This is a genomic window from Bradyrhizobium sp. NAS80.1, from assembly GCF_001908205.1.
GTDB lineage: Bacteria > Pseudomonadota > Alphaproteobacteria > Rhizobiales > Xanthobacteraceae > Bradyrhizobium.
On sequence record NZ_LGHL01000353.1, the window covers coordinates 1 to 7,930 of the forward strand.

Below are 7,930 nucleotides of genomic sequence, written 5' to 3' on the forward strand. Positions count from 1 at the left end.
TGCTCTATGCCGGCACCTTTGACCAAGTGTCGACGAAATACGTCTTCTCGCCGATCTCCTTGTTAGCCTCGCACATCGTCAATGGGATGGCCGATATGGCGGTGCAGCGGCCAAGCGGGATCGCCAGTGCGGCCCGGCTCTGGATGCCGAGGGCGGACGGCACGATGACGCTCGGCATCATGCTGCGCAATCAGGATGTCACCGCCTTTGTGCGCTGGCATACCGAGGGACTGGTGCGCGCGGTCTGCGTGGATGGCAGGAACGTGCCTCACCTACTGGTCGAGCGCACGGTTGACGGTAAGCAGGAGCTGCACTTCGAGCGGGCCGAGGACGGCTTGATCTTCGATGCCGTGGTCGAGCAGACGTTCGCTCCTGCGCGGTCCGTCATCACCGGGCTCGACGTCCACGAGGGTGCAACGGTCTGGGCGCTGGCGGACGGCTATGTCGAGGGACCGTTCACGGTGCACGCGGGCCAGATCACCCTGTCGTTCGCCGCCGCCAGTGTGCAGGTCGGCCGCTGGACCGCGCTGTACGTCAAAACTTTGCCGCTGCCCTCAGAGGTGGCGGAGCGCACGGTGCTGCGCCGGCCGAAACGGGTCCACACGGTGCGGCTGGATCTCATGGGGACAACGTCCGTGGCTGTTGGTGCGAATGATCAGCGCCCGCGCGAGGTGGCGCTGGCGCGGGTCGGCGACCCCATCGACGCGCCGCAGGCGCCGGTCAATGAAACGATCGCGATCACGGGCCTGACCGGCTTCAGCGACACCGGCCAGGTCGTGATCACACAGACCAAGCCGGGCGCCATCGCATGGCGCGGCATCACCATCGAAGCGAGGACGTGAGCTATGGAATTCGCGGCGGCGGCTATGGCGACAATCGGGGAGACACTTGGCACCGCCGGCGCCGCCAGCGCGGGCGCTTCGGCGGCCGGCGCGACAGCGACGGCCGGAGCGAGCCTGTTCTCCGCATCGAGTGCGTTCAGTATCTTATCGGGAGCCTCAACCGTTCTCTCGGTGTTGAATGCCAACAGGGCCGGTGAAGCCAAGGCCGCTGCTCTTAACGCTCAGGCCGATGATGCCGACACGCAAACCCAGATCGAGCAGATCCAGAGCACGGCGCGGCAGACCTCGCTGAAGAAGGCCCTGGTGCAGCAACTCGGCGAGCGTGACGTCGCAACGGCGGCGAGCGGTATTGACCTGTCCTTCGGCACGCCTGCGATTGCCCGCCGGCAGGACGTGACGGACAGCGAGCGCGCGCTCTCGATCGACCAGGACACCACCGACACGCGCATCGCGCGCCTGCGTGAGCGAGCGGCGAACTATCGCATCCAGGCGCAGCAGGCCTCCGCCGGCGGCCTCGGCACGGCGGCCGCGCTCGCTCTGGAAGGCGGCGCGAAACTCCTGAAGCGAGGTTGAGATGCCGAACAAGTTTGGCCGCGCTGTTGCGGCACCCGGCGCATTCAATCCGCAAGGGCTGTTGCCTGAGGGCTTGCTGCCGGTCTCGCGGCCAGATGGCTCGTTCGAAGCCGAGATGGCAGCGGCGACCGGCAAGCTCGCTAATTCCTTCGGCGCGATGGCCGATGACGCAGCCAAAGCCGAGGGCGAAGCCGCCGGCAAGGTGGCCGGGCTCGATCCGCACTACCGGCCGGACGGTTCGCTCACGATCCGCGGCAAAGCGTTCAATGACGCCGCCACCAAGACCTACGAGAACAACCTCGACGCAATGCTGCGCAACGACATGCAGGCGACGTTCGAGGCCAACCGCAACAGCCCGGGCGGGCTGAAGAAGGCGTTCGACAATCTCTACCGGAGCTACACAGGGCCTGACGGCCATGTGTTCGATGGCATCCGCGGCGACTTCAATGCGCAGTTTGCGCGGCTGCGACTGCCTTACGAAAACAAGGCGCTGTCGAATTTCGAGAGCGACACGCACGATCAGCAGCGCGCCTCACTCGCGGACAATCTGACCGCGACACAGACCAATGCGGCCCGCATGGCGGCGGCCGATCCCAACAACCCTGTCACCGCCAAGAACATCGGCATCGAGCTCGATCGCGGCGACAGGCTGATCGATGCGCAGGTCGAGAGCGAGGCGATCACGGCTGAGGCCGGCGCCAAGCTCAAGATCAAGATGCGCAACGACGTCATGCAGAGCGCGGCGCTCGCCCAGGCCGCGACGTTGAAGACGCCGGAGGCCATCGCAGCCTATCGCGAGAATACGCGCAAGAAGTTTGCTAGCGGCGACTTCAAGGGCCTGACGGCGGACGGCTATGCGTCGCTCGATGCCAGCCTGCAAGCGCTGGAAAAATCCGTCCGCACGCAGGGCAATGCCGAGGTGACGCAGCTAGGCAAGAACATCGAGGACTATGTCGATCGTGCCGCCAGCGGGCTAGCGACCCCGCCGGACGAATGGACGCGCTTTGCAACCAGCCCGGCGGCGCAGTCGCCCAAGGGGCAGCAGCTCCTCAATGTCGGCGAGGCGAAGGTGAAGATCGCAACCGCGATGAGCAGCATGTCGGTCGACGACGCCGGCCGCCTGGTTGCCGGGCTTCGCACGGAGGCCAACAAGGGCGGCGCCAACGCGCCGACGGCCGAGATCATTCAGTTTGCCGAGGGCCAGCTCGACAAGCAGCGCAAGGCGATCAACACGGACCAGCTCGGCTATGCCGCGCAGAAACGGTTGATCCCGGCCGTCGCGCCGATCGACTTCACCTCCGGCGACGCTATCACGATTGCCGCGCAGTTCCGCGATCGCTCGGCGCAGGCCCGCGCGGTCGCCTCCTCGCTGTCCCGGGCGCCGCAGTTCCTGCGGCCGGAAGAAACCGACCGGCTCAAGGAGATCGTCGACAAGGGCGGCCCGCAGGCGCTGGCGCTTGCCGGCGCCATCGTCAAGGGCGCCGACAGCGACGCCCCGGCGATCCTGCGCGAGATCTCGCCCGACGCGCCCCTGCTCGCCCAGGCCGGCAATATCATCGCCAACGGCGGCTCAGTCGCGGCCGCGCGCGATGCCTTCAATGCCGCCAAGATCAAGCAGGAGACCGGCAAGGATCTGCCCGCGGTTGCACCATCGCTCGCCGGCAAGGCGGTGCGCGACACCTTCGGCTCGGCCTTCGCGCTGCAGGGCGATGACGGTGGCCGTATCCGCGCGACCGCGGATGCGATCACCAAGAGCCGTCTGTTCTCCGGCAGTATCGATCCGAAGAGCAGCGAGGCCGACACCATCTACCGCCGCGCGCTGCAGGAGGCCGCCGGCGCCAGCTTCGTCGGCGGTGTGCAATATGGCGGCGTGACCGACTACAAGCCGGGCTACTGGACGAGCTACAAGGTGCCGGTGCCGTCAGGCATGCGGGCCGATCGCTTCCGCGACGTTGTCCGCTCGCTGCGCGACGATGACCTTGCCGCCCTGCCCGTGCCACCGCAGGCGCCTGACGGCAAAGCATATTCCGCACGCGACGTCGCCGGCGCCATCCCGATCGCGGTGCGCGGCGGATACCGCTTCGCGCTCGGCGATCCCTCGTCGAACGATCCGCAGTATATCCGCGGCGCCGATGGCGCCCCCTTCGTGCTGCCCTTCGCGGCGCTCAATACCGTGGCGCCGCGCGTGTCCGGCAGTCTCCTTGGTGGCAACTGATGTTCCTGTCAGATCCGCGCGAGAGCGATATCACCTTCGCCGAGCCGGGCGGCAGCGCGCCGTTCACTTTTGCGCTGCGCGACGCCACGACCGGCAACGCGCTCTCGATCGATGCGACCGGCGACGTCGTCGATGCCGACATCATCGCCAAGCGCGCGGCTGATCTCCGCACCAGCATTGTTGCGGCCGAGCGACAGACGCGCCTGGTCGACACCATCAACGCGCGGCAGAGCGCGCTGGCCGAGGCCGCTGACCATCGTATCCGCATCGTACGCGAGCAGACCGGCATCCAGCTCGAAAACCCCTTCGACGGCGGTTATGACCGCGAAGCGCGGCAGCGTGTCAGCGACGCGCGGGCGCGCGGCGAGGCATTTGACCCCACGGAAGGTGATCAGGTTCGGTTTGGCAACGCGCGCGTTGCGATCTTCAACGAGCAGGTTAACCAGGCAGCCGAGCGCTTTCCGGAGAAGGCGGCCGCGCTGAGCTTCGGCCAGTCGCTCGACGACCAGGCCAAGGCCATCTCGCAATCCGCAGCCTATGACGGCACGCATGCGCCGGCGGCCGGCGTTGACGGTTTTGCAGCGTCCATCATCGGCGGCCTGTGGGGATCGCGGCGAGATCCGCTCTTCCTCGGCACGCTGTTCGCCGGGCCCGGCGTCGAGACCGCCGGCGCGACGATCGCAAAGATCGGCTGGGGTGCGATCAAGCAGGGCCTGTTCAATGCCGGGGCGCAGGCTGTCGCGCAGCCGACCGTGCAGGGCTGGCGCGCTGAGATCGGCGAGCGCAGCGGGCTTGCGCCGGCGCTGGAAAACGTCGGCATGGCATTTCTGTTCGGTGCCATCCCCGGCGCCGGCATCGAAGGCGTGCGCGCGCTCTCGGCTGGCCAGAAAGCATCGATCGCGCGCATCGCCGGCGGTGCGGCGACACCGGAGGACGTGCATACGGCCGCCGGCGCCCTCGGCGTCAAGCTGGATGCCGCGACCGAGGCCGAGCTGCGCACGGCCGCCGGCGATGCCGCCAACCAGGCGCGTGCGGTCGGCGAACCGCCAGCGGCGATCCGCGCCCAGCAGCATGATGAGATCGCAGCGCAGGCGGTGCGCTACGCCGACGATCCCGAGAACAACCCGCCGCCGGAGATCCCGATTACGGCGCCGGCGCGCGCGGCCGATCGCGTGCGCGTGCTCGACGAACGGCTGCCGGCGACGCTCGGCGAGACGCAAACCGTCGACGGCAAGCCTGTCACCTTCGAGCAATTCCGGCCCGGAGATCTCGCGACCGACGCGGCAGCGTTCCAGTACAAGGGCGGCGGTGACGCCGCCGGCGTCACGGATCGCCTCAAGAGCGTGACGCAATGGGACCCGATCGCCTCCGGCAAGACGCTTGTGTTCGAGCGAACCAACGGCGAGCGCGTGATCGCGGACGGGCATCAGCGTCTCGGTCTTGCGAAGCGGCTCACGGAAAAGGACGGTAGCATTCGGCTCGACGGCTATCTGTTCCGCGAGGCGGATGGCTGGACGCCTGAAGACGTGCGCGCGATCGCCGCCAAGAAGAACATGCAGGAAGGTTCTGGCGATGCGATCGATGCCGCCCGCGTGCTGCGCGACCGGCCGGATCTGCTCGACGGCTCGCTGCCGATCTCCTCGCCGATGATGAAGAACGCGATCGCTCTCGCCCGGTTGTCCGATGAAGCCTTCGGCATGGCGATCAACGGCGTGGTGCCGCCCAACTACGCCGCCGCGGTCGGCAGCATGGTGCACGACAAGCTGCAGCACGCCGCGGTGATCGCGGATCTCGTCCGGTTCGCGCCGGAGACCGAGCGCGAGGCGCGCATGCTGATCGGCGAAATCAAGTCGGCCGGTTTCCGCGCTGAAGAGCAGATCAACCTGTTCGGCGCGGCGGTCGCCTCGCGCACCCTGATGGGCGAGCGCGTGCGCGTGCTCGACGCGGCGATGACGGCGCTGACCCGAGACAAGCGCCTGTTCGGCACACTGGCCGAGAAGGCGGATGCGATCGAAGCGGCCGGCAACCAGCTCGCCCGCGGCACCAACGACGCCCGCGCCCGCGACGCCTCCACCCTGCAGGACATGCTGGCCCGCCTCGCCCGCCGGACCGGACCGGTGTCGGACGCCCTCAACCGGGCGGCCGCCCAGGTCGCACAGGGAACGGCCAAGACCGGAAAGGCGGCCGAGGCGTTTCTCGACGACGTCCGCACCCTGCTCGATCGAGACGGCCTCAACGGCCTGCTTGCCTCACCCGAACTTAAACCGGCCGCCGTCGTGGAGCCCGGCAGGCCAGAGGCGCTGGCGGCAGCCGAAGCAGCCTTCAGCGCTCGGACGGAGAGCGCCTCTCCACGGCCTCCGCAGAGTCAGGAAACGGCCATTGCCGCAGCGCCCGACTTCCTGTCCGGCCAGCGCGGCCTCTCGCTCGAAGATCTCTATGGCCGCGCCGTGGCGCTGCAGACCCAGTTAACGGCGGCGGCGGAACGGCTGGCCGGAGCAATCGGCGCGCGTTTCGTCGATCCCGGGCCAAAGAAATTCGCGACAGCGGCAGAAAAGATCGCGCGCAAGGGCTACCGAGACGCCTCGCAGATGACGGACATCGCCCGCGGCGGCTTCATTGTCACCACGCCGGAGCAGGCCGCGCGCGTGGTGGCCGGGTTGTCGCGAGAGTTCGAGGTGCTGGACGAAGGCTGGAAGGTCAACGCGGTCGGCTATACCGACCGCAAGGTGCTGGTGCGCGACGCCGCCGGCACAGTCGGCGAGATCCAGATCATTCCGGCGCCGATGTACGAAGCGAAGAAAGGCGGCGGCCAGGCGCTCTACACGCAGTCGCGCAGCATGTCGCCCGGCATCGAGCGCGATGCGATCGACGCGCAGCAGGGGAAGCTTTATTCGGCGGCTTCGGCGCGGCTCGATCCGGCCTGGTCGGGGATCTTCGAGACGTCAAGCGAGCCGAACCTCGGCTCGAATGCGCGGCGCCAGGCGGCTTCCGCCATCACGCCGGAGGTCTCAGCGACGTCGAGCTCGTCGACCTTCGACCAGCCCTCACCGGGCGCGAGCACTGCAAATGCCCACTTGCCCGGCGACAACACCGCCGGCCGGAAGTCCCAATTGCAGAATGTGAGTGCCATAGAAAACAATCTAGGTGCTTCGGCGGCTGCCGGCAAGCCGGAGGATCTGCAGGCCGGGCTATTCGACAGCCTTGCCGTCTCCACCCGCGACGACGGCCGCGACGTCCGGTTCATAAGCCGGGCCGATGCCCTTGCCGAGGCCGACAAGCCCGCCGAGTATGCCGATCTGGTCGCAAGCTGTAAGGCCGCCTGATGCCCTCCTTTCGAGACTGCCTGAACTCCGCCGTCGCTCAGGGCGCGATCTCCAAAGAGGAGGCCGCGCAGCTCAACGATCGCTTCCAGACCGAATTCGCCCAGGCGCGCATGTCGCTGGGTGATGACGCCGCAGCCGCGGCCGCCAAGGCCCGGCTTGAAGCGGATCTGCGCGCCGAAGCGATCGAGCGGCGCCGGCGCGTGCTGCTGCAGGATGCCGCGCAAGACCGCCTCGCCGAGTATGTCTCCGGCTATCGCGGCCTCGACGGCAAGGCGGACGTGTTCGACGCCGTGCTCAATCTGATCGAGAACCACGGCTTCGCCGGGACGTCCTCGATGGCCGGCCGGCAAAAGGCGATTGTTTCGCTGGTGCACGGTCAGCTCGCCGACGTGCTGTCCGCCTTCCGCAAATCGACGTTGACTGGCCGGCGCTTCAACCGGCCGCTGCTGACCGATGTCGTGCGCGAAGCGTTGGGCGACGCAACGGGCAAGCCGGAGGCGAAGGCGATGGCCGGCGCCGTGCAGGATGTGTTCGAGACCTTGCGCCAGCGCTTCAACGCCGCCGGCGGCGCGATCGGCAAGATTGAAGGCGGCTATCTGCCGCAATTCCACGACGCGCGGGCGCTGCTCAACGCCGGCAAGCAGGCTTGGAAGGATTTCATCCGGCCGCTGCTCGACGTTGAGCGCATGCGAGATCCGCTGACGGGCGAGAAGTTGACGCCGGCGCGGCTGGAACAATCGCTCGACGCCGCTTTCGATACCGTCACCACGGACGGTTGGGCCGATCGCACGGCGCAGCGGACGCCACAGGGCCGTGCCGGGATGCTCGCCGCGCAGCGGGCCGATCACCGCTTCCTGCACTTCAAAGATGCCGATGGTTGGCTGAAGTACAATGAGCAGTTTGGCAAGGGCGATCCACTGAAAGCGATCTTCGAGCACGTCAACGGTATGGCGCGCGACATCGCCGCGATGGAGCAG

At 67.8% G+C, this 7,930-nt stretch carries 5 protein-coding genes; all 5 read left to right on the plus strand.

From position 1 onward, the window contains the following. On the plus strand, window positions 1-842 hold an 842-nt coding region (locus AC629_RS47485), incomplete at its 5' end, for a phage tail protein (RefSeq protein WP_168195746.1). Window positions 843-866: 24 nt separating this feature from the next. Beyond that, on the plus strand, window positions 867-1,415 hold the full coding sequence (locus tag AC629_RS43285) for a hypothetical protein (protein ID WP_143199915.1): 549 nt from the start codon (window positions 867-869) through the stop codon (window positions 1,413-1,415). Between the two features lies 1 nt (window position 1,416). Then, entirely contained in the window at window positions 1,417-3,630 is a 2,214-nt protein-coding gene (locus AC629_RS43290; RefSeq protein WP_084810708.1) for a hypothetical protein, read from the plus strand. Beyond that, window positions 3,630-6,953 carry a nucleotidyltransferase family protein gene (locus tag AC629_RS43295; RefSeq protein WP_084810709.1) on the plus strand — a complete coding sequence of 1,108 codons (3,324 nt, stop codon included), beginning with the start codon at window positions 3,630-3,632 and terminating at the stop codon, window positions 6,951-6,953. Before AC629_RS43290 ends, AC629_RS43295 begins: the two co-directional genes overlap by 1 nt. Continuing rightward, window positions 6,953-7,930: hypothetical protein (locus tag AC629_RS43300; RefSeq protein WP_210419224.1), on the plus strand; the 978-nt coding region annotated here is incomplete at its 3' end. The genes AC629_RS43295 and AC629_RS43300, both read left to right, overlap by 1 nt.